The sequence below is a fragment of the Enterobacter cloacae complex sp. SHL018 genome (assembly GCF_049237905.1).
GTDB lineage: Bacteria > Pseudomonadota > Gammaproteobacteria > Enterobacterales > Enterobacteriaceae > Enterobacter > Enterobacter hormaechei_C.
The window spans coordinates 875,939-899,022 of sequence record NZ_JBMKJE010000001.1; the positions used below are offsets into that span (position 1 = coordinate 875,939).

22 protein-coding genes are annotated in these 23,084 nt (G+C 55.8%); 19 read left to right on the forward strand and 3 right to left on the reverse strand.

The features are described 5' to 3' along the window. The first annotated feature begins 32 nt into the window (after positions 1-32). The 5 genes from flgH (at position 33) to flgL (ending at position 5,481) form a co-directional block, all read left to right on the forward strand. On the forward strand, positions 33-731 hold the full coding sequence (gene flgH / locus ACOTY5_RS04265; protein ID WP_003857987.1) for a flagellar basal body L-ring protein FlgH: 699 nt from the start codon (positions 33-35) through the stop codon (positions 729-731). A gap of 12 nt (positions 732-743) precedes the next feature. Then, the gene (locus tag ACOTY5_RS04270; protein WP_017384733.1) at positions 744-1,841 is read left to right on the forward strand and encodes a flagellar basal body P-ring protein FlgI; all 1,098 of its coding nucleotides are present in this window, start codon (positions 744-746) and stop codon (positions 1,839-1,841) included. Then, a complete protein-coding gene (gene flgJ, locus ACOTY5_RS04275; RefSeq protein WP_045141456.1) occupies positions 1,842-2,795 on the forward strand; it encodes a flagellar assembly peptidoglycan hydrolase FlgJ in 954 nt (317 codons plus the stop codon). Between the two features lie 75 nt (positions 2,796-2,870). Then, entirely contained in the window at positions 2,871-4,511 is a 1,641-nt protein-coding gene (gene flgK, locus ACOTY5_RS04280; protein WP_045141457.1) for a flagellar hook-associated protein FlgK, read from the forward strand. A 16-nt stretch (positions 4,512-4,527) separates the two neighbouring features. Beyond that, entirely contained in the window at positions 4,528-5,481 is a 954-nt protein-coding gene (flgL, locus tag ACOTY5_RS04285) for a flagellar hook-associated protein FlgL (RefSeq protein WP_017384730.1), read from the forward strand. Between the two features lie 75 nt (positions 5,482-5,556). Here flgL and ACOTY5_RS04290 read toward each other — a convergent pair whose 3' ends face one another. After that, the gene (locus tag ACOTY5_RS04290; protein WP_421631842.1) at positions 5,557-6,768 is read right to left on the reverse strand and encodes an MFS transporter; all 1,212 of its coding nucleotides are present in this window, start codon (positions 6,766-6,768) and stop codon (positions 5,557-5,559) included. Between the two features lie 94 nt (positions 6,769-6,862). Between ACOTY5_RS04290 and ACOTY5_RS04295 the strand changes: the two genes are divergently transcribed. Beyond that, on the forward strand, positions 6,863-7,816 hold the full coding sequence (locus tag ACOTY5_RS04295) for a LysR family transcriptional regulator (RefSeq protein WP_032671510.1): 954 nt from the start codon (positions 6,863-6,865) through the stop codon (positions 7,814-7,816). A 40-nt stretch (positions 7,817-7,856) separates the two neighbouring features. Here ACOTY5_RS04295 and rne read toward each other — a convergent pair whose 3' ends face one another. Next, positions 7,857-10,973, reverse strand: a complete 3,117-nt coding sequence (gene rne, locus ACOTY5_RS04300) for a ribonuclease E (protein ID WP_045141459.1) — start codon at positions 10,971-10,973, stop codon at positions 7,857-7,859. Positions 10,974-11,543: 570 nt separating this feature from the next. Between rne and rluC the strand changes: the two genes are divergently transcribed. Next, entirely contained in the window at positions 11,544-12,491 is a 948-nt protein-coding gene (rluC, locus tag ACOTY5_RS04305) for a 23S rRNA pseudouridine(955/2504/2580) synthase RluC (protein ID WP_003857970.1), read from the forward strand. A 77-nt stretch (positions 12,492-12,568) separates the two neighbouring features. Here the strand turns inward: rluC and ACOTY5_RS04310 are convergent, their stop codons facing one another. Continuing rightward, positions 12,569-13,153: a Maf family protein gene (locus ACOTY5_RS04310; RefSeq protein ID WP_045141460.1), complete on the reverse strand. Its 585-nt coding sequence runs from the start codon at positions 13,151-13,153 to the stop codon at positions 12,569-12,571. Between the two features lie 140 nt (positions 13,154-13,293). Between ACOTY5_RS04310 and yceD the strand changes: the two genes are divergently transcribed. From yceD to holB, 12 genes are all read left to right on the forward strand, one after another. Further along, positions 13,294-13,815 (forward strand): 23S rRNA accumulation protein YceD, encoded by a 522-nt coding sequence (yceD, locus tag ACOTY5_RS04315; RefSeq protein ID WP_003857966.1) that lies wholly within the window; start codon positions 13,294-13,296, stop codon positions 13,813-13,815. Positions 13,816-13,831: 16 nt separating this feature from the next. Next, the gene (gene rpmF, locus ACOTY5_RS04320; RefSeq protein WP_003857964.1) at positions 13,832-14,005 is read left to right on the forward strand and encodes a 50S ribosomal protein L32; all 174 of its coding nucleotides are present in this window, start codon (positions 13,832-13,834) and stop codon (positions 14,003-14,005) included. 81 nt (positions 14,006-14,086) lie between these two features. Continuing rightward, positions 14,087-15,121, forward strand: a complete 1,035-nt coding sequence (plsX, locus tag ACOTY5_RS04325; RefSeq protein ID WP_017693638.1) for a phosphate acyltransferase PlsX — start codon at positions 14,087-14,089, stop codon at positions 15,119-15,121. 6 nt (positions 15,122-15,127) lie between these two features. Continuing rightward, on the forward strand, positions 15,128-16,081 hold the full coding sequence (locus tag ACOTY5_RS04330) for a beta-ketoacyl-ACP synthase III (protein ID WP_017384725.1): 954 nt from the start codon (positions 15,128-15,130) through the stop codon (positions 16,079-16,081). 15 nt (positions 16,082-16,096) lie between these two features. Next, on the forward strand, positions 16,097-17,026 hold the full coding sequence (gene fabD / locus ACOTY5_RS04335; protein WP_015570824.1) for an ACP S-malonyltransferase: 930 nt from the start codon (positions 16,097-16,099) through the stop codon (positions 17,024-17,026). Between the two features lie 12 nt (positions 17,027-17,038). Then, positions 17,039-17,773, forward strand: coding sequence for a 3-oxoacyl-ACP reductase FabG (gene fabG / locus ACOTY5_RS04340; RefSeq protein WP_003857956.1), 735 nt, complete (start codon positions 17,039-17,041; stop codon positions 17,771-17,773). Positions 17,774-17,927: 154 nt separating this feature from the next. Next, positions 17,928-18,164, forward strand: coding sequence for an acyl carrier protein (gene acpP, locus ACOTY5_RS04345; protein ID WP_003857954.1), 237 nt, complete (start codon positions 17,928-17,930; stop codon positions 18,162-18,164). A 91-nt stretch (positions 18,165-18,255) separates the two neighbouring features. After that, on the forward strand, positions 18,256-19,497 hold the full coding sequence (gene fabF / locus ACOTY5_RS04350; protein WP_045141461.1) for a beta-ketoacyl-ACP synthase II: 1,242 nt from the start codon (positions 18,256-18,258) through the stop codon (positions 19,495-19,497). Positions 19,498-19,617: 120 nt separating this feature from the next. Next, entirely contained in the window at positions 19,618-20,427 is an 810-nt protein-coding gene (pabC, locus tag ACOTY5_RS04355) for an aminodeoxychorismate lyase (RefSeq protein ID WP_062934093.1), read from the forward strand. A gap of 2 nt (positions 20,428-20,429) precedes the next feature. After that, complete coding sequence (yceG, locus tag ACOTY5_RS04360; RefSeq protein ID WP_017384722.1) at positions 20,430-21,452, forward strand: cell division protein YceG; 1,023 nt, start codon at positions 20,430-20,432, stop codon at positions 21,450-21,452. Next, positions 21,442-22,083: a dTMP kinase gene (gene tmk, locus ACOTY5_RS04365; protein ID WP_045141463.1), complete on the forward strand. Its 642-nt coding sequence runs from the start codon at positions 21,442-21,444 to the stop codon at positions 22,081-22,083. The genes yceG and tmk overlap by 11 nt, the downstream gene beginning before the upstream one ends. Continuing rightward, on the forward strand, positions 22,080-23,084 hold the full coding sequence (gene holB, locus ACOTY5_RS04370) for a DNA polymerase III subunit delta' (protein WP_017384721.1): 1,005 nt from the start codon (positions 22,080-22,082) through the stop codon (positions 23,082-23,084). The genes tmk and holB overlap by 4 nt, the downstream gene beginning before the upstream one ends.

Here is a 23,084-nt window from a genome sequence, read left to right on the forward strand (position 1 = left end):
GCACCGGCTCCCTGTTTTCGAAGATGAAGGCAATGCAAAAAAACGCGGCGTTTCGTTATCCGATCCTGACTGTTCTGGCCGTCACCCTCAGCGGGTGTGCCTGGATCCCGTCTAAACCATTGGTACAGGGTGCGACTACCGCCCAACCCGTTCCCGGCCCCGCGCCGGTGGTGAACGGCTCTATTTTCCAGACCGCGCAGCCGATTAACTACGGTTATCAGCCGCTGTTTGAAGACCGTCGTCCGCGTAACGTTGGCGATACGCTGACCATTGTGTTGCAGGAAAACGTCAGTGCGAGTAAGAGCTCGTCGGCGAACGCCAGCCGCGACGGCAAAACCAATTTTGGCTTCGACACCGTGCCGCGCTATCTGCAAGGGCTGTTCGGCAACGCCCGTGCGGATGTGGAAGCCTCCGGCGGCAACACCTTTAACGGTAAAGGTGGTGCGAACGCCAGCAACACCTTCAGCGGAACGCTGACGGTTACGGTTGACCAGGTTCTGGTGAACGGCAACCTGCACGTGGTGGGCGAAAAACAGATCGCCATTAACCAGGGTACGGAATTCATTCGCTTCTCCGGTGTGGTTAACCCTCGCACCATCAGCGGCACCAATACCGTACCGTCCACTCAGGTGGCGGATGCGCGCATTGAGTACGTCGGCAACGGCTACATCAACGAAGCGCAAAATATGGGCTGGCTGCAACGCTTCTTCCTTAACTTATCGCCGATGTAAGCGAGGTGACCTATGTATAAATTTCTCTTCGCCGTGGCGCTGTCGCTGGTCGCTACCGTTGCGCAGGCCGATCGCATACGCGATCTCACCAGCGTGCAGGGCGTGCGCGAAAACTCGCTGATTGGCTACGGCCTGGTGGTGGGGCTGGATGGGACGGGTGACCAGACGACCCAGACGCCGTTCACCACCCAGAGCCTGAACAACATGCTCTCGCAGCTCGGTATTACCGTACCGGCCGGGACCAACATGCAGCTGAAAAACGTGGCGGCCGTGATGGTGACCGCGTCTTATCCGGCCTTTGCGCGTCAGGGGCAGACCATCGACGTGGTTGTCTCGTCGATGGGTAACGCCAAAAGCCTGCGCGGCGGTACGTTGCTGATGACGCCGCTGAAAGGCGTCGACAGCCAGGTGTATGCTCTGGCGCAGGGCAACATTCTGGTTGGCGGAGCAGGCGCGTCGGCGGGCGGCAGCAGCGTGCAGGTGAACCAGCTGAACGGGGGACGTATTACCAACGGCGCGATCATCGAACGTGAGCTGCCGACCCAGTTCGGCACCGGCAACACCATTAACCTGCAACTGAATAACGAAGACTTTACGATGGCGCAGCAGATCGCTGACACCATCAACCGCAGCCGGGGCTACGGCAGCGCCACCGCGCTGGATGCCCGTACCGTGCAGATCCGCACGTCAACCGGCAGCAGCAACCAGGTGCGGTTGCTGGCCGATATCCAGAATATGGAAGTGAACGTGCCGGTGCAGGATGCGAAAGTCATTATCAACTCCCGTACCGGCTCGGTGGTGATGAACCGCGAAGTGACGCTGGACAGCTGCGCCGTTGCGCAGGGCAATCTCTCCGTCACGGTTAACCGCTCGGCCAACGTCAGCCAGCCGGATACCCCGTTTGGCGGCGGTCAGACGGTAGTGACCCCGCAAACGCAGATTGATTTACGGCAGAGCGGCGGTTCGTTGCAGAGCGTGCGCTCCAGCGCCAACCTGAACAGCGTGGTGCGTGCTCTGAATGCGCTGGGTGCAACGCCAATGGATCTGATGTCCATTCTGCAATCCATGCAAAGTGCAGGCTGCCTGCGCGCCAGACTGGAAATCATCTAAATGCTGACCGATAGCAAACTGTTGACCAGTGCCGCCTGGGATGCCCAGTCGCTCAACGAGCTGAAAACCAAAGCGGGCAAGGATCCGGTGGCGAATATCCGCCCGGTTGCCCGTCAGGTGGAAGGCATGTTCGTACAAATGATGTTGAAAAGCATGCGTGAAACCCTGCCGAAAGATGGCATGTTTAGCAGCGATTCCACGCGGCTTTACACCAGCATGTACGATCAGCAGATTGCCCAGCAAATGACCGCCGGAAAGGGGCTCGGCCTGGCGGACATGATTGTGAAGCAGACCGCAGCCGCTCAGGGGCTCCCGCCTGAAGAGGCCCCGCCGCAGGTGCCGCTGAAGTTTGATCTCGAAAAGGTGACCAGTTATCAAAATCAGGCGCTGACGCAGATGGTGCGTAAGGCGATGCCGAAGCCGGCAGAAACGCGTGACGAGCCGCTCTCCGGCGACAGCAAAGACTTCCTGGCGCAGCTCTCCCTGCCGGCGCGTCTTGCCAGTGAAGAGAGCGGCGTGCCGCACCATCTGATTCTGGCGCAGGCGGCGCTGGAGTCGGGCTGGGGGCAACGTCAAATCCGCAGGGAGAACGGCGAGCCGAGCTTCAACATCTTTGGCGTGAAGGCCACCTCCAGCTGGAAAGGGCCGACCACCGAGATCACCACCACCGAATATGAGAACGGTGCGGCAGTGAAGGTGAAAGCCAAATTCCGCGTCTACAGCTCGTATCTGGAAGCGTTGTCGGATTATGTCGGGCTGCTGAGCCGGAATCCGCGCTACACCGCCGTGACCCAGGCCGCCACGCCAGAGCAGGGCGCTCAGGCATTGCAGAATGCTGGCTACGCGACCGATCCAAACTATGCGCGCAAGCTGACCAGCATGATCCAGCAGCTGAAATCCATGTCTGAGAAGGTCAGCAAAGCGTATAACACAGATCTCGAAAATCTGTTCTGAAAGTTCTCAAGTCCCGGTGGAGGTTGCCGATAACCTTCATCAGGACTCGTGTCTGAACGTATAAAAGGAACCCCCATGTCCAGTTTGATTAACAGCGCCATGAGTGGCCTCAGTGCTGCGCAGTCGGCACTCAATACCGTCAGTAATAATATTTCAAGCTACAACGTGGCAGGTTATACCCGTCAGACCACCATTCTGGGGGCATCAAACAGCACCCTGACCGGCGGTGGCTGGGTGGGTAACGGGGTCTATGTCTCCGGTGTTCAGCGTGAATATGATGCGTTTATCACCAACCAGCTGCGCGCGGCGCAGAACCAGAGCAGTGGGCTGACCACGCGCTACCAGCAGATGTCAAAAATTGACGATGTGCTTTCTGATACCACGAACTCGCTTTCTGCCAACCTCCAGGATTTCTTTAAAAGCCTGCAAACGCTGGTGAGTAACGCAGAAGATCCGGCTGCTCGCCAGACGGTACTCGGGAAGGCGGATGGTCTGGTAAACCAGTTTAAAACCAACGATCAATATCTCCGCGATCAGGATGCGCAGGTCAATACGGCGATTTCTACCAGCGTCGATCAGATCAATAACTACGCGAAACAGATTGCCAATCTTAACGATCAGATCTCCCGACTGACTGGCGTCGGTGCGGGCGCATCTCCGAACGAACTGCTCGATCAGCGCGATCAGCTGGTGAGTGAACTGAACAAGATTGTCGGTGTGGACGTCACCGTACAGGACAGCGGCACCTACAACATCTCTATCGCCAACGGTTACACCCTGGTACAGGGCAGCAACGCCAGCCAGCTGGCGGCGGTGAAATCCAGTGCGGACCCAGCGCGTACAACAATTGCGTATGTGGATGCCGCAGCGGGCAACGTGGAGATCTCAGAAAAACAGATCACCACGGGGTCGCTTGGCGGGCTGTTAACGTTCCGTTCTCAGGATCTGGATCAGGCGCGAAACACACTTAACCAGATGGCGCTGGCGTTTGCGGATGCCATGAATACCCAGCACCAGGCTGGCTTTGATGCCAACGGGGATGCAGGCGGCAAGCTGTTTGATTTTGGCTCGCCGGCAGTGCTGAGTAACGGTAAAAACACCGGAAGCGCGTCCGTTACGGCCACGATGACGGACAGTACAAAGGTCCAGGCGACAAACTATAAAGTTGAGTACAACGGTACTGACTGGACAATCACGCGTCTGTCGGACAATACCAGCTTCACGGCCAAGCCTGACGGCAGCGGTAATCTGTCGTTTGATGGTCTCAACGTTAAGATTAGCGGCTCAGCCGATAATAAAGACAGTTTCATCGTCAAACCGGTGAATGACGTCATTGTGAATATGGACGTAGCGATCAGCGACGAATCCAAACTGGCGATGGCCTCCGCGAAAGGAAGCGGCGAAAGCGACAATACCAATGGCCAGAAGCTGCTGGATTTACAGAGCGCCAAATTGGTGGGAGGGAACAAAACCTTTAACGATGCTTATGCCGCGCTGGTCAGTACGGTGGGCAGCACCACGGCGTCGCTGAAAACCAGCAGCGAAACCAAAGTTAACGTGGTGACGCAGCTGACCAAACAACAGCAGTCAATCTCCGGGGTTAACCTGGATGAAGAGTATGGCAACCTGCAACGCTATCAGCAGTACTATCTGGCGAATGCGCAGGTGCTGCAAACGGCGAGCACGCTGTTTGATGCATTGATCAATATCCGCTAAGGCTGAGGCATAAAAAATGCGTATTAGTACTCAAATGATGTATGAGCAAAGCATGCGCGGCGTGACGAACTCCCAAAGTCTCTGGCTCAGCTACGGCGAGCAGATGTCTACGGGGAAGCGTATCAACCGTCCGTCTGACGATCCGATTGCCGCCTCGCAGGCCGTTGTGCTCTCTCAGGCTCAAACGCAAAACAGCCAGTATGCGCTGGCACGCTCCTTCGCTACGACGAAAGTCTCGCTGGAAGAGAACGTGTTATCGCAAGTGACAACCGCCATCCAGGCTGCTCAGGAAAAGATTGTCAATGCGGGCAACGGTACGTTAAGTGACGATGACCGCGCTTCGCTGGCCACGAACCTGCAAGGTATTCGCGATCAGCTCATGAACCTGGCTAACAGCACGGACGGTAACGGTCGCTATATTTTTTCCGGTTACAAGACCGAAGCGGCGGCTTTCGACCAGGCGACGGGTGATTATAAGGGCGGCGGAACGCCAATCAGCCAGCAGGTTGACTCCGCGCGCACGATGCAAATTAGCCATACGGGCACTGAAGTTTTCGATAGCTTCACCAGCAATGCCAAGCCAGAGCCAGATGGTAGTGCGCCGGAAACGAATTTGTTCAAGATCCTCGACTCCGCAATTGAAGCGTTGAATACGCCGATTGGGGAGGACGAAACGAAAGCCGAGGCGTTTACGGCGGCTATTGATAAAGCCAACCGTGGCCTGAGCAACTCCCTCAACAACGTGCTGACCGTGCGCGCCGACCTCGGCATCAAGCTGGATGAGCTGGGCAAGCTGGACGCTCTGGGTGAAGACCGCGCGCTGGGTCAGACGCAGCAGATGAGTAACCTGGTTGACGTGGACTGGAACTCGGTGATTTCGTCCTACACCATGCAGCAGGCGGCGTTGCAGGCCTCGTATAAAGCCTTTAGCGATATGCAGGGTATGTCTTTGTTCCAGATGAACAAATAAGACTCTGACCTGTTTGACATGTCTTGAAACTGGGCATGTTTTGACTGCCCAACCCGTCCGGGTTGGGCATTTTTTTTACACACGTTCTGCCTGTGCGGACAGCACCCGGGCGCTTTCAATCACTCTGATAGCCAGCGCAATGGCACCACACAGGGTTGCCAGAGCCACCACGCCAGACCAGCCTGCCAGCGTATAGATATTGCTGCCTAATGCCGAGCCCAGCGCCATTCCGATGAAAATGACGGTAAACAGCAGGGCGTTCAGGCGTCCGCGGGCCTGCGGCTCAAGGCTGTAGACCAGGTTCTGGTGGGCCACGAGGCTGGACTGCAAGCCGAGATCGAAACCGACCGCGGAGAGGGCAATCAGGATCAACTGACCGTGTACACCCAGTGCCGGCATCATGAACATCAGGGCAAACGAGAGGGTCACCAGCGCGGCACCCAGCTGGGTCACTTTACCGGCGCCCAGCTTATCTGCCAGACCCCCTGCCAGCGGTGCAGCCAGCGCACCAGCGGCTCCGGCAATACCAAATCCACCCGCTACGGCGCTGCCAAGGTGATACCGTTCCAGCAGCATGACCGCCAGCGTTGACGAGAATGCGCTAAAGGCAATCGACAGAAAACCCTGAGCCAGCGCCGCGCGACGCAGTGCCGGGTAACGACGCCACAGGTGCTCCATGGAACGCATCAGCGCGGGATAGCTCAGCGTGGAGTGAATAGCAAAACGTGGGAGTACGGCCCACATCACCACGCCGACAAAGGCAATGCTTGCAGCAGCCAGCTGATACATCACCCGCCAGCCAAAGGCTTCACCGACCACGCCGCTGACGGTTCTGGAGAGCAAAATCCCCAGCAGCAGGCCGGTCATCACCGTGCCGACCGTTTTTCCCTGTTTACCTTCCGGCGCGAGGATCGCTGCGGCCGGGACAATATCCTGCGCCATGGTGGCGGCCATGCCAATCAGCAGGCTGGTGAGCAGCAGGGAGTGCAGTTGTCCGGTCAGGCTACAACCCAGCAGGAACAGCGCCAGGGCCGCACTTTTTATCAGGATCAGCGTTCTGCGGTCATGACGATCGCCGAGCGGGAGCAGAAACAGGATGCCCAGGGCATAACCCGCCTGGGTGAGCGTCGGGACCATGCCCATGCCTTCGATGCTCAGATGCAGGTCTGAGCCCATCAGCGGCAGCAGAGGCTGGGCATAATAGATGGATGCCACGCTAAAGCCCGCACCGAGCGCCAGCATTAAGATTACCCAGCGGCTTACGGCCCGGGTGGTGGTTGTGTTCATAAGATGTTCCTCATTCGTCGTGTGCGGCTATTTTTTATCAGTACGCCTTGCGACGGTAGCGGGCGCGGTGGTAAAACGCTTATACGTGTGGCGTATGGGTAAAAATGGTATGAAAAGGTCTGAGCGTATAGATCGGGTAGAACTGATGCGAACGTTTGTTCGCATTGTGGAGGCGGGGTCTCTTTCTGCGGCGGCACGTCAGCTGGCAACAACCCAGGCCACGGTGAGCCGACGGTTGCAGTCGCTTGAGACCATGCTGGGAGTACGCCTGATGCTGCGCACAACCCATACGACCCGGCTGACCGATGACGGCGAACGCTGCTATCAGCATGCCCGACGGGTGATTGACAGCTGGCTGGCGCTGGAAGACGAGGTAGGGCAGACGGAAGATGAACCGGTTGGGGTGCTGAGGGTGCGCGCCCCGCACGCGTTTGGCCAGGATCAGCTTCTGAAACCGTTAACCGAATTTTTACAGCGCTATCCCCAGCTTTCTGTAGAGTGGATGCTCAACGATCGCTCGGTTGATTTCCTCGGCGACAACCTTGACTGTGCTATTCGGGTGGGTGTGGAAGTCGATCCGGCAACCGTGTCCGTGCTGCTGGCTGAAGTGCCGCGCTCGGTGGTGGCTTCACCGGAATTACTGGCCCGTTATCCCGCGGTTAAAACGCCGGAAGATTTGCAGCAGCTTCCCTGGATTGCCATCAGCTCTTTTTATCAACGCCATGTGGAGCTTTTCCACGATGCATCATCTGCCCCGGCGCGGGTTACCATTACGCCACGCCTGAGTACCGACAGCCTGTATGTGGCGCGCAATACGGCACTCACCGGGCTGGGCGTGGCGGTGGTATCCAGCTGGACAGTACAGGATGATATTCAGGAAGGAAGACTGGTGCATCTACTGCCAGAGTGGCAGCCGGCAGCGTTACCGGTACATCTGGTTTACCCCTGGTCTCGTTATTATCCGGCGCGCTTGCGGCGTTTTCTGGAGCTGATGCGGCAGATAATGCCGGAGGTCACCGGAATGAGAAAGCCCCTGCAACAGCCATAAAAAAGCCGACCCGAAGGTCGGCTTTCAGTCTTAGTGTGCGTTATTCAACAGGCTGAGGACGAGTAGCTGGCGCAGTAGCCATGTGCGTTGCACTGTGACCACCGGCAGCACCTTTGCCTTCGAAGTTGAATGCCGGACGAACCCAGTCGCTATGGCGTGGCGCTTCAGGTACATACTCAGGTGCCGGGGCGCGAGTCATCGGCGCGGTAGCAACGTGAGCAGGCGCTGGAGCGGCAACGACCTCAACCGGCTCGGATTTCACTTCAGCTTCTTTGACCTCTTCGACAACAGGCTCAACCTGAATCTCGACGTCCTGAACAACCTCTTCCGTCACCGTTTCGACGGTAACGTCTGCGGGTTCTTCTGCTGCGGAGACCGGCTCAGCTTCCTCCGCGACTTCTTCAGCCACCACGGTATCTTCTTCGGCAATGATCTGCGGGGCGGCATCAACCGGCGCAGCAATCACTTCAGGATGGGTCGTTTCCACTTCCACAGCCTGCGGTGCCGCCGTGTCAACAACCTGCGGTTCAACCAAGGTTGCCGCTTCAGTCACGACGTCTTCCACCGCTGCTACCGGTGCAATCACCTCTTCGGTCACAGCCTGTTCTTCAACAGCCTGCTCCGGGCGAGCAACCGGATAACGGATCCAGACTTTACCGGATGCCATCTCAGGTGAGGCGCACGCCACGGTCAGCGGCATTGGCGACTGAGTCGGGTAACGCTCGTCACGGTAGCGACGACGACGCTGACCGCTCACGCGCAGATGACGCGGAGAACGACGGGAGCGACGCGGCATACCTGCGTTGTCACGGTTTTCGCTGCTTTCGTCCTGCTCAACCTGATTTTCCACTACGGCTGGCAGGTCAACTTTTGCAACCTGGGTACCCGTTGTGCTTTCTGCTGCTTCAACCGCGATAACGTCGTTTTCTTCCGTCTGAACAGCACCCACACGTACTTTCTGGGTCAGCTGACGCTGCTTACGACGCGGCATAACCTGAGTACGCTCTTCCTGCTCCGTGTCCTGCTGTTCAACAGGCGCTTCGCGGTTCAGGTTTTTGACTTCCTGCTGGGCCTGGCGTTTCTCGTCGTTACGACGACGGTTACGCTCGCGGCGAGGTTGCTGCTCGTCACGCTGTTTGCTCTTCTCGGACTCATCGCCCGCCTGCTGGCGAATCTCACGATCTTCAACGTTCTGCTGTTGCTTCTCGCGACGGTTGCGACGGTTGTCCTCGCGTTGTTCACGACCTTCGTTGTTCTCGGAACGATTATCACGGCGCTCGTTACGATCGCTACGGTCGTTGCGGTCATTACGATCGCGACGATTGTTCTGACGCTTACGACGGTCCTGCTGACGCTCTGGTTTCGCTTCTTTTGGCGCTTCTTTCGGCTGCTCAGGCTGAACTTCTTCGCCAGCAAACATTTTTTTCAACGCACCGAAGATGCGGCTCAGGAGACCCGGCTGCTCAGGCTGCGCTTTTGGCGCGGCAGGGGCCGCCTTTTGCACGGCAGGTTTTGCCGCTGGTTTTTCCAGCGTCGCTTCCGGCGGGGCTTCCGGCATGATGAAGGTTGCTAATGCAGGCTGCTCAGGCAGTTTACGCTCGGCAGGCTCTTCATCCGATGGCAGCGCCATTTCTTCTTCATGCAGCTTCGGCAGCAGGTAGCTGAGGGTGCTTGTCTCTTCGCCTTTACGCACGCGCAGCACGTGATAGTGCGGGGTTTGCATCTCGTCGTTTGGCACGATGATGCAGCGAACACCGCCCTGACGCGCTTCGATTGCGCTTACCGCTGCACGTTTTTCGTTCAGCAGGTAGGAGGCAATCGGCACCGGAACGATGGCGTGAACCTCTTTGGTGTTCTCTTTCAGCGCTTCTTCTTCAATCAGACGAAGAATAGAGAGGGAGAGCGATTCATTGTCACGCACGGTACCCGTACCGGAACAGCGCGGGCAGACGTGATGGCTGGACTCGCCGAGTGACGGGCTCAGACGCTGACGGGACATTTCCAGCAGGCCGAAGCGCGAGATATGGCTAATCTGGATACGTGCGCGATCCTGGCGCACCGCTTCACGCAGACGGTTTTCAACCGCACGCTGGTGGCGAACCGGGGTCATGTCGATGAAGTCGATAACAATCAGACCACCCAGGTCGCGCAGGCGGAGCTGGCGGGCGATTTCATCAGCGGCTTCAAGGTTGGTGTTGAAGGCGGTCTCTTCGATGTCGCCGCCACGGGTTGCACGCGCGGAGTTGATGTCGATAGCGGTCAGCGCTTCGGTGGTATCAATTACGATAGAACCGCCGGACGGCAGACGCACTTCACGCTGGAAGGCAGACTCGATCTGGGATTCAATCTGATAGTGGCTGAACAGCGGGATTTCACCGGTGTACAGTTTAATTTTGCTGGTGAAATCCGGGCGACCCAGCGCGGCGATGTGCTGGCGAGCCAGCTCAAGCACTTTCGGGTTATCAATCAGAATTTCACCGATGTCCTGACGTAGATAATCACGGAAGGCACGCACAATAACGTTGCTTTCCTGGTGGATCAGGAACGGAGCAGGACGGCTCTCAGCCGCTTTCTTGATGGCTTCCCAGTGCTTCAGACGGAAGCTCAGGTCCCACTGCAACGCTTCGGCAGATTTGCCGACGCCTGCGGTGCGCACGATAAGGCCCATGCCGTCTGGCAGCTCGAGACTTGCCAGCGCTTCTTTCAGCTCGGTACGGTCATCGCCTTCGATACGGCGAGAGATGCCACCCGCACGCGGGTTGTTTGGCATCAATACCAGATAACTTCCTGCCAGGCTGATAAAGGTGGTCAGTGCGGCACCTTTGTTGCCACGCTCTTCTTTATCGATCTGGACGATAACTTCCTGACCTTCACGCAGAACATCTTTAATGTTCGGACGGCCATGGGAGTTGTAGTTTGCAGGAAAATATTCGCGGGCGATTTCTTTGAGAGGAAGGAAACCGTGACGCTCAGCACCGTAATCGACAAATGCAGCTTCAAGGCTTGGTTCAATGCGGGTGATTTTGCCTTTGTAAATGTTCGCTTTTTTCTGTTCGTGTCCAGGACTTTCGATATCCAGATCGTACAGGCGCTGCCCATCCACAAGGGCGACACGCAACTCTTCTTGCTGAGTTGCGTTGATTAACATTCTTTTCATCGTAACTTACTCGTTATTCTTACATTGACGACAAAGCTGCGGGCAAGGTGACGCTTTCCGGGGTATGAACCGATGGCCTCGTGTCTATTCACGTCGCCAACCTCACGGTTGTCGCTCGCTTAAGAGGCGCAGAGTGTCGGTTGCCTGGGTTTCATACGGAAACACAGCGCAATTATCAGGGGAATTGCCTGGGAAAACTCTCCAGAGAACAATCCTTATACCGGGAAGTACTGCAACCCGCAGCCCGCTAACTGCCTGAAAGATCAATACGTCTTACGCCATTGCTGCGTGGATGATCGGTCAGACAAAATTGGTCATTCCGTCGACATCCTTACAAAACCCGGATTTAACGCGGAAAACGGATTCATTATTCCACTGCTCGCCGGGTTATAGCAAGATGACTTTTACCAATTATCACCCGGTTACTCACAGTTTCTTCACTTCAAGGGGGTGATTGGTTTAATAACCACCAAATCGATTGCGCGAAAGGGGAGTGGTCCGGATAAAAGTAAATATAAGCATAGAAAAATGAGTGGCGCTAATGTCTGACGCTATTTAGAATCGCCAACCATGAAAACAGAGACTCCAGCCGTAAAAATGGTTGCCATCGCCGACGACGAGGCGGGGCAACGTATCGATAATTTTTTGCGCACCCAGTTGAAGGGCGTGCCAAAAAGTATGATTTATCGCATCTTGCGTAAGGGCGAGGTGCGGGTGAACAAAAAACGCGTGAAGCCAGAGTATAAGCTCGAGGCGGGCGATGAAGTCCGGATTCCACCGGTACGTGTTGCAGAGCGTGAAGAAGAGGTCGTTTCTCCGAAGCTGCAAAAAGTCGCGGCCCTGAGCGACGTTATCCTTTATGAGGACGACCACATTCTGGTGCTGAATAAACCGTCCGGAACGGCGGTACACGGGGGGAGTGGTCTGAGCTTCGGCGTGATTGAAGGGTTACGCGCGCTGCGCCCGGAAGCGCGTTTCCTCGAACTGGTTCACCGTCTTGACCGCGATACCTCTGGCGTGCTGCTGGTGGCGAAAAAACGTTCTGCGCTGCGTTCTTTGCATGAACAGCTGCGCGAAAAAGGGATGCAGAAAGATTACCTGGCGCTGGTGCGCGGCCAGTGGCAGTCCCACGTGAAAGTGGTGCAGGCGCCGCTGCTGAAAAATATTCTGCAAAGCGGCGAGCGCATTGTTCGTGTTAATCAGGAAGGGAAACCGTCTGAGACGCGCTTTAAAGTTGAAGAGCGCTACGAATTCGCCACGCTGGTGCGCTGTAGTCCGGTGACGGGGCGTACCCACCAGATTCGCGTCCATACCCAGTTTGCGGGCCATCCGATTGCGTTTGATGACCGCTATGGCGATCGCGAATTTGATAAGCAGCTGGCGGGAACAGGGCTGTCGCGTCTGTTCCTGCACGCGGCAGCGCTGAAATTTACCCATCCTAATACCGGCGAAGTTATCCGTATTGAAGCGCCGCTGGATGAGCAGCTCAAACGCTGTCTGAAAGTTCTGCGCGGCTGATTTTGTGCCGGGTGGCGCTGCGCTTACCCGGCCTACATGTTTTTCTCCCTCTCCCTGTGGGCATCAGGCCGCAACGGTCACATCGTCAGCGGATTACACTCTTCTCGCCTTAACATCTGGCACAGCGCAATCAGCGGCAACCCCACCAGCGTGTTGGGATCGCGGCCATCGAGCTTGTCGAACAACGCAATCCCTAGTCCTTCACTTTTAAAGCTCCCTGCACAGTTTAGCGGACGTTCCCGACGCACATAATCCATAATCTCCTGCTCGCTAAGATGACGGAAGTGCACATCAAACGGCTCGCACTCGGTTTGCAGATGACCGGAAGCCGAATTATAAAGCGCCAGGCCGGTATAAAAGGTCACGATACCGCCTCGCGCACGCAACAGCTGCTGGCAGGCGTTTTCTTCCGTATGCGGTTTGCCGGTGATTTCGCCGTCCAGCACACAAACCTGATCGGAGCCTATAATCAGATGTGCGGGGTAACGTACGGCCAGCGACTGTGCTTTCTCTTTCGCGAGACGGGTCACCAGATGACGCGGTGACTCGCCCGGCTGTGGCGTTTCATCCACCTCCGGCGCAGCGCATTCAAACGGGATCCCGAGCCTTTCCAGCAGCATTCGGCGATAAGGTGAAGTGGAAGCAAGGACGAGATTTGGCATATTTTTATCACCAGATATAGCGTATCGATGCCAGCCATTTTAAACTACAGGCCGCAATGTGTGCGAATAATTGGCAAAAGGCAGCTCTGGTTGCCTTTTTCTTTGACTCTATGACGTTACAAAGTTAATATGCGCGCCCTATGCAAAAGGTAAAATTACCCCTGACTCTTGATCCGGTTCGTACGGCTCAAAAACGCCTCGATTACGAAGGAATCTATTCTTCCGATCAGGCTGAGCGTATTGCCGAATCTGTAGTCAGTGTGGACAGTGATGTAGAATGCTCCATGTCGTTCGCTATCGACAACCAGCGTCTCGCCGTGTTAACCGGTGATGCAAAGGTGACGGTAACGCTCGAATGTCAGCGTTGCGGGAAACCGTTTGTACAGCATGTTCACACAACGTATTGTTTTAGTCCGGTTCGTTCTGACGAACAGGCTGAAGCACTCCCGGAAGCGTATGAGCCGATTGAGGTTAACGAATTCGGTGAAATCGATCTTCTGGCGCTGGTTGAAGATGAAGTCATCCTCTCCCTGCCAGTCGTTCCGGTGCATGATTCTGAACACTGTGAAGTGTCCGAGGCGGACATGGTCTTTGGGGAACTGCCTGATGAAGCGCAAAAACCAAACCCATTTGCCGTATTAGCCAGCTTAAAGCGTAAGTAATTGAGGAGTAAGGTCCATGGCCGTACAACAGAATAAACCAACCCGTTCCAAACGTGGCATGCGTCGTTCCCATGACGCGCTGACCGCAGTTACCAGCCTGTCTGTAGACAAGACTTCTGGTGAGAAACACCTGCGTCACCACATCACCGCTGACGGTTTCTACCGCGGCCGCAAGGTTATCACTAAGTAATCACGCGTCAGCGTGATTAGGCTTAGTGAGGAACTTCCCCGTGCAAACGGGGAGTTTACCGAACCAGGCTGCGACGATACCTTGACACGTCTAACCCTGGCGTTAGATGTCATGGGGGGAGATTTTGGCCCTACCGTGACAGTGCCTGCAGCATTGCAGGCACTGAATTCTAATTCGCAACTCACACTTCTTTTAGTCGGTAATCCCGACACAATCACGCCATTACTTGCAAAAGCTGACTTTGAACAACGTTCGCGTCTGCAGATTATTCCTGCGCAGTCAGTTATTGCCAGTGATGCCCGGCCATCGCAGGCTATTCGTAATAGCCGCGGCAGCTCTATGCGAATGGCGCTGGAACTGGTGAAAGAAGGGCGAGCGCAGGCTTGCGTCAGCGCGGGAAATACTGGCGCGCTGATGGGGCTGTCGAAATTATTGCTCAAGCCGATTGAGGGCATTGAGCGTCCGGCGCTGGTGACGGTATTACCGCATCAGCAGAAGGGCAAAACGGTGGTGCTGGATCTGGGCGCTAACGTGGATTGTGATAGTACAATGCTGGCTCAGTTTGCCGTTATGGGGTCGGTGCTGGCTGAAGACGTGGTCGGGATTAACAATCCCCGCGTTGCTTTACTGAATATTGGTGAAGAAGAGACTAAAGGCCTGGACAGTATCCGCGACGCTGCGGAAATACTCAAACAGGTCCCCTCCATCAACTATATTGGTTATCTCGAAGCCAATGAGTTGCTGACGGGCAAAACGGATGTATTAGTGTGTGATGGCTTCACCGGAAACGTGACGTTGAAGACCATGGAAGGGGTCGTACGAATGTTCCTTTCTCTGCTGAAATCGCAGGGAGAAGGTAAAAAAAGGTCCTGGTGGCTGATTTTATTAAAGCGTTGGTTACAAAAAAGCCTGACGCGGCGATTCAGTCACCTCAACCCCGACCAGTATAATGGCGCCTGTCTGTTAGGATTGCGCGGCATCGTGATTAAGAGTCATGGCGCCGCCAATCAGCGAGCATTTACCGTCGCGATTGAACAGGCAGTGCAGGCGGTGCAGCGACAAGTCCCTCAGAGGATTGCCGCTCGCCTGGGATCTGTATTAGCTAAAAGTGACTGAGCGTACATGTATACGAAGATTTTAGGTACCGGCAGCTACCTGCCAAAACAAGTGCGTACCAACGCCGATCTTGAAAAAATGGTAGATACGTCTGACGAGTGGATTGTCACGCGCACAGGTATCCGTGAACGTCGTATCGCCGCGCCAGACGAAACTGTGTCCACCATGGGCTACGAAGCCGCTCAGCGAGCGCTTGAGATGGCTGGCATTGATAAAGAACAGATCGGGCTTATTGTGGTGGCGACAACCTCTGCCACGCATGCCTTCCCAAGCGCAGCGTGCCAGGTGCAGAACATGCTCGGCATCAAAGGCTGCCCGGCATTTGATGTTGCAGCAGCGTGCGCGGGTTTCACCTATGCGCTGAGCATCGCCGATCAGTATGTAAAATCGGGCGCCGTAAAATATGCGCTGGTGATCGGCGCTGATGTTCTGGCGCGTACCTGCGATCCAACCGATCGCGGCACGATCATTATTTTTGGCGATGGCGCGGGCGCGGTGCTGCTGGGGCAGTCCGAAGAGCCGGGCATCATCTCCACGCACTTGCATGCCGATGGCCGCTACGGCGAGCTGTTAACGCTGCCTAACGCCGATCGCGTTAATCCTGATAACTCCATTTACCTCACCATGGCAGGTAATGAAGTATTCAAGGTGGCGGTGACTGAGCTTGCGCATATTGTCGATGAGACGCTGGAAGCCAATAACCTTGAACGCACCGCACTCGACTGGCTGGTGCCGCATCAGGCGAACCTGCGTATCATCAGCGCGACGGCGAAGAAGCTGGGCATGTCTATGGATAACGTTGTGGTGACGCTTGATCGCCACGGCAACACCTCTGCGGCATCGGTACCGTGCGCATTTGACGAAGCGGTACGCGATGGACGAATTAAACGGGGCCAACTGGTCTTGCTTGAAGCCTTTGGTGGCGGGTTCACCTGGGGTTCCGCGCTGGTTCGTTTCTAGGATAAGGATTAAAAAATGACGCAATTTGCTTTTGTGTTCCCGGGACAGGGCTCGCAAACTGTTGGGATGTTGTCTGAAATGGCAGCAAACTATCCGGTTATTGAAGAGACTTTCCGTGAAGCCTCTGACGCGCTGGGTTATGATCTGTGGGCGCTGACCCAACAGGGCCCCGCTGAAGAGCTGAACAAAACCTGGCAGACTCAACCGGCACTGCTGGCAGCCTCCGTCGCATTGTGGCGCGTATGGCAGCAGCAGGGCGGCAAAGCGCCGACGCTGATGGCGGGTCATAGCCTGGGTGAATACTCTGCGCTGGTCTGCGCAGGGGTGATTGCCTTCGCTGACGCGGTACGCCTGGTTGAATTGCGTGGTAAATTCATGCAGGAAGCGGTGCCAGAGGGCACGGGCGGCATGTCTGCCATCATCGGTCTGGATGATGCGTCTATCGCTAAAGCCTGTGAAGAATCTGCTGAAGGTCAGGTCGTTTCTCCGGTAAACTTTAACTCGCCAGGCCAGGTGGTAATCGCGGGTCATAAAGAAGCGGTTGAGCGTGCAGGTGCTGCCTGTAAAGCTGCGGGCGCAAAACGTGCACTGCCCCTGCCGGTGAGCGTACCGTCTCACTGCGCGCTGATGAAGCCCGCTGCCGATAAGCTGGCGGTTGAGCTGGAAAAAATGACCTTTAACGCACCGACGATTTCCGTTGTGAATAACGTCGATGTGCAGTGCGAAACCGCGCCGGAGGCTATCCGTAACGCGCTGGTTCGCCAGCTCTACAGCCCGGTTCAGTGGACTAAAACCGTTGAATTTATGGCGTCTCAGGGCGTTGAACATCTGTATGAAGTTGGTCCAGGTAAGGTACTTACCGGTCTGACAAAACGTATTGTAGACACCCTGACTGCCTCGGCGATTAACGAGCCGGAAGCCATGAAAGCGGCACTCTCGCAATAAAAGAGGAATACCATGAGTTTTGAAGGAAAAATTGCCCTGGTGACCGGCGCAAGCCGCGGTATTGGGCGCGCTATTGCTGAAACACTGGTTGCGCGCGGCGCGACGGTGATCGGGACTGCGACCAGTGAGAATGGCGCACAGGCCATCAGCGACTATCTGGGTGCGAACGGTAAAGGTCTGGTACTGAATGTGACTGAACCAGCATCTATCGAATCTGTTCTGGAAAATATTCGCGCAGAGTTTGGCGAAGTGGATATTCTGGTCAATAATGCCGGGATCACTCGCGACAACCTGCTGATGCGAATGAAAGACGACGAGTGGAACGATATTATCGAAACCAACCTGTCATCTGTATTCCGTCTGTCAAAAGCGGTAATGCGCGCTATGATGAAAAAGCGTCATGGTCGTATTATCACTGTAGGTTCTGTGGTTGGTACCATGGGAAATGCTGGTCAGGCTAACTACGCTGCGGCGAAAGCAGGTCTGATCGGTTTCAGTAAGTCGCTGGCGCGTGAAGTCGCGTCCCGCGGAATTACTGTAAACGTTGTTGCTCCGGGCTTTATTGAAACGGACATGACGCGTGCGCTGACTGATGAGCAGCGTGCGGGTACGCTGGCGGCAGTTCCGGCGGGTCGTCTTGGCGACCCTAAAGAAATCGCCAGCGCGGTTGCATTTTTAGCCTCTGACGAAGCGGGTTACATCACTGGTGAAACCCTCCACGTCAACGGCGGGATGTACATGGTTTAATCACGATCGAAAATATTTGCGTTATTTGGGCAAATGGCCTCAAAATAACGTAAAATCGTGGTAAGACCTGCCGGGATTTAGTTGCAAATTTTTCAACATTTTATACACTACGAAAACCATCGCGAAAGCGAGTTTTGATAGGAAATTTAAGAGTATGAGCACTATCGAAGAACGCGTTAAGAAAATTATCGGCGAACAGCTGGGCGTTAAGCAGGAAGAAGTTGTGAACTCCGCTTCCTTTGTTGAAGACCTGGGCGCAGATTCTCTTGACACCGTTGAGCTGGTAATGGCTCTGGAAGAAGAGTTTGATACTGAGATTCCGGACGAAGAAGCTGAGAAAATCACCACCGTTCAGGCTGCCATTGATTACATCAACGGTCACCAGGCGTAAGTGAACATCTCCAGGCGGTCATTCGACCGCCTGAGTTTTATCTTTTGTTGTCCCACGAATCTCTTTTTTTATCCCTCCCTGGAGGACAAGCGTGTCTAAGCGTCGTGTAGTTGTGACCGGACTTGGCATGTTGTCTCCTGTCGGCAATACCGTAGAGTCCACCTGGAAAGCTCTCCTTGCCGGTCAGAGCGGCATCAGCCTAATCGACCATTTCGATACTAGCGCCTATGCAACGAAATTTGCTGGCTTAGTAAAGGATTTTAACTGTGAAGAGATCATCTCGCGCAAAGAACAGCGCAAGATGGATGCCTTCATTCAATATGGAATTGTCGCTGGCGTTCAGGCCATGCAGGATTCTGGCCTTGAGATTACGGAAGAGAACGCGACCCGTATCGGCGCCGCTATCGGCTCCGGGATTGGCGGTCTTGGTCTGATTGAAGAAAACCATACATCTCTGATGAATGGCGGCCCGCGTAAAATCAGCCCGTTCTTCGTTCCGTCTACGATTGTCAACATGGTGGCAGGTCACCTGACCATTATGTTCGGCCTGCGTGGCCCAAGCATCTCAATCGCGACAGCCTGTACGTCTGGCGTGCATAACATCGGCCAGGCCGCGCGTATCATTGCGTACGGCGATGCAGATGCTATGGTTGCGGGCGGCGCTGAAAAAGCCAGTACCCCGCTGGGCGTCGGTGGCTTCGGTGCAGCGCGTGCGCTCTCTACCCGAAACGATAATCCGCAGGCGGCGAGCCGTCCGTGGGATAAAGACCGTGACGGTTTCGTGCTGGGTGACGGTGCAGGCATGATCGTACTGGAAGAGTACGAACACGCGAAAAAACGTGGCGCGAAAATTTATGCTGAAGTTGTTGGCTTTGGCATGAGCAGCGATGCTTATCACATGACGTCTCCTCCAGAGAACGGCGCAGGCGCTGCGCTGGCGATGGAAAACGCCATCCGCGATGCGGGCATTACGCCGGCACAGGTTGGCTACGTTAATGCCCATGGGACGTCTACCCCTGCGGGCGATAAAGCAGAAGCGCAGGCTGTTAAGTCTATCTTCGGCGAATCTGCCGGCCGCGTAATGGTAAGCTCCACGAAATCCATGACCGGTCACCTGCTGGGTGCTGCGGGGGCAGTAGAGTCAATCTACTCTATTCTCGCGCTGCGCGATCAGGCTGTACCGCCAACCATCAACCTGGATAATCCGGATGAAGGTTGCGATCTGGACTTCGTTCCTCACGAAGCACGCCAGGTTAGCGGTATGGAGTATACCCTGTGTAACTCCTTCGGCTTCGGTGGGACTAACGGTTCTCTGATCTTCAAAAAGGTCTGAGTCTGGTTAGTCGCTGACGATAAAAAAGGTCCGCTTGCCGGGCCTTTTTTATTAGGTGAAATCCCCTTGTCCGGCTGCTCACATCCTGCCAGACTGAGCCTCCACGCATAAGGAGCCACCATGTTTTTAATTAATGGCCTTGAGCAAGACACGCTGCCGGCAAGCGACAGGGCGACCCAGTTTGGCGATGGCTGTTTCACGACTGCGCGTATTCTCGACGGTGGCGTGTGTCTGCTCGGGGCCCATATCCTTCGTTTACAAAAAGCCTGCGAAGCATTACTGATCCCCTTCTCGCAGTGGGACATTCTTGAAAGTGAAATGCGTCGGCTGGCGTCAGATAAAGCAAGCGGCGTCCTGAAAGTCATTATTAGCCGCGGGAGCGGTGGCCGGGGCTATAGCGGTTCTGCCTGTCTGCATCCTACGCGGGTCCTTTCCGTTTCAGATTATCCTTCCCATTATGCGCACTGGCGTGAAGAGGGCGTAGCCCTGGCGTTAAGTCCGGTACGTCTGGGGCGAAACCCGATGCTCGCTGGCATAAAACATCTCAACCGCCTTGAACAGGTGCTTATTCGTACTCATCTTGAGCAGACGGAGGCCGGGGAGGCGCTGGTTCTTGACAGCGAAGGGTACATTACGGAATGCTGTGCGGCTAATTTACTCTGGCGGAAGGGCAGTGACGTGTTCACGCCTTCGCTGGAGCAGGCCGGCGTCAACGGCATTATGCGGCAGTTTTGTATGCACCAGCTGGCACGTGCAGGCTTTCGCGTTGTCGAAGTCAACGCTAAGGAAGAGGCGCTGCTGTCTGCCGATGAAGTTGTTATCTGCAATGCGCTGATGCCCGTTGTCCCCGTTCGCGCTTATGGCCGCAAATGCTGGTCATCCCGCGAGCTGTTCCAGTTTCTGGCCCCGTTATGTGAGCAAACCAGGTAGTCATGAAGAAAATGTTACGCTTTGTCCTCCTTCTTATCGTTGCGTTCGGTATCGCTGGCGGAGCGGGAGTGTGGAAAGTCCGTCAGCTGGCGGAGAGTCAGATCCTGATTAAAGACGAGACGATTTTTACCCTGAAAGCGGGTACCGGGCGGCAGGCGCTTGGTCAGCAGCTGTATGACGACAAAATTATCAATCGCCCACGCGTATTCCAGTGGCTGCTGCGTATTGAACCGGACCTGTCCCATTTCAAGGCCGGCACCTATCGCTTTACCCCTGGCATGACCGTGCGCGAGATGCTGCAACTGCTGGAGAGTGGTAAAGAAGCCCAGTTCCCGCTGCGTTTTGTGGAAGGTATGCGTCTGAGCGATTACCTCAGGCAGCTGCGGGACGCGCCATACATTAAGCATACGCTGAAAGATGACCGCTACCAGACCGTGGCAGACGCCTTAAAATTCGAACATCCCGAGTGGGTGGAAGGCTGGTTCTGGCCCGATACGTGGATGTATACGGCAGGCACTACCGATGTGGCCATTCTGAAGCGCGCGCACAACAAAATGGTCGCGGCGGTAGACGCTGCCTGGAAAGGGCGAGCAGAGGGCCTGCCTTATAAAGATCAAAACCAGTTCATGACGATGGCCTCGATCATCGAGAAAGAGACGGCCGTTGCTGCCGAACGTGACCAGGTTGCCTCGGTGTTTATTAACCGTCTGCGCATCGGCATGCGTTTGCAAACCGATCCTACCGTCATCTACGGCATGGGCGAAAACTACAACGGCAGGATTTCCAGAAAAGATCTGGAGACGCCAACGGCGTATAATACCTACGTGATTAGCGGCCTGCCGCCTGGACCGATCGCGACGCCGAGTGAAGCATCGTTGAAGGCCGCCGCGCACCCGGCCAAAACGCCGTATCTCTATTTTGTGGCTGACGGAAAAGGGGGGCATACGTTTAATACCAACCTGGCCAGCCACAATCGCTCCGTTCAGGACTATCTGAAGGCACTTAAGGAAAAAAATGCGCAGTAAATACATTGTCATTGAGGGACTCGAAGGGGCGGGCAAAACAACTGCCCGTAACGTGGTGGTGGATACGCTTAAGTCGCTTGGCGTTGCCGACATGGTCTTTACCCGCGAGCCGGGCGGTACGCAGCTGGCGGAAAAACTGCGCAGCCTGGTTCTGGATATCAAATCCGTTGGCGATGAAGTTATTACCGACAAAGCGGAAGTGCTGATGTTCTATGCTGCGCGCGTTCAGCTGGTGGAGACGGTGATCAAACCCGCTCTGGCAGAAGGGAAATGGGTGATTGGCGATCGCCACGATCTCTCAACCCAGGCGTATCAGGGCGGTGGCCGGGGTATCGACCAGACCATGCTGGCTACGCTTCGCGACGCGGTTCTGGGCGATTTCCGTCCTGACCTGACGCTGTATCTGGACGTGACCCCTGAGGTGGGCCTGAAGCGCGCCCGTGCCCGCGGCGAACTGGACCGCATTGAACAGGAGTCTTTTGATTTCTTTAACCGCACCCGTGCGCGTTATCTGGAACTGGCCGGGCAGGACAAGACCATTCGTACCATCGATGCGACGCAATCCCTTGAAGACGTTACGCGTGATATTCAGCAGACCGTTACGCAGTGGCTACAGGAGCAGCAGGCATGAAATGGTATCCATGGTTGCGCCCACACTTTGAACAGCTGATCGGCAGCTATCAGGTTGGTCGGGGGCATCATGCGTTACTGATCCAGGCGCTGCCGGGAATGGGTGATGATGCGTTGATTTACGCCATCACCCGCTTTCTGATGTGCCAACAGCCGGAAGGACATAAAAGCTGCGGTAAATGCCGGGGTTGCCAGCTCATGCAGGCGGGCACGCATCCTGACTATTACACCCTCGAACCCGAGAAGGGCAAAAATACGCTCGGTATCGACGCGGTGCGTGAGGTCAGTGAGAAACTGTACGAATATGCGCGTCTGGGGGGGGCGAAAGTGGTGTGGCTGAACGACGCCGCGCTGCTCACGGAAGCCGCCGCCAATGCCCTGTTAAAAACCCTGGAAGAGCCGCCAGAGAATACCTGGTTTTTCCTCTCCTGCCGCGAGCCGGAACGCTTGCTGGCGACGCTGCGCAGTCGCTGCCTTCTTCACCACCTCGCTGTCCCTCAGGAATCCTGGGCGCTCGCCTGGCTTGAGCGAGAAGTGACGGTGTCACAAGATGCGGCGCGCTCGGCGTTGCGCCTGTGCAGCGGTGCGCCTGCGGCTGCGCTGGCCTTATTGCAGCCGGAAGTGTGGTCTCAGCGTGAAACGCTGTGTCGTGCGGTTGAATCAGCCCTCGACAGCCATGACTGGCTGAGCGTGCTGCCAGCGCTGAACAGCGATCAGGCTCCGGAACGGCTACACTGGCTGGCCGCACTGCTGCTGGATGCGCTCAAAATCCAGCAGGGGGCGACGCTTCTGACTAACCCTGACGTGTGGGCGCTGGTCACCACGCTGGCGAATCGCCTGTCAGGGCAGTCGCTGCACGCTATCCTTCATGATATCTGCCAGAGCCGTGAACAACTTTTGACAGTGACCGGTCTCAATCGCGAGCTTTTACTGACCGACCAGTTACTGCGTATCGAACACTACCTGCAACCGGGCGTCATACCGCCGGTTTCCCACCTCTGA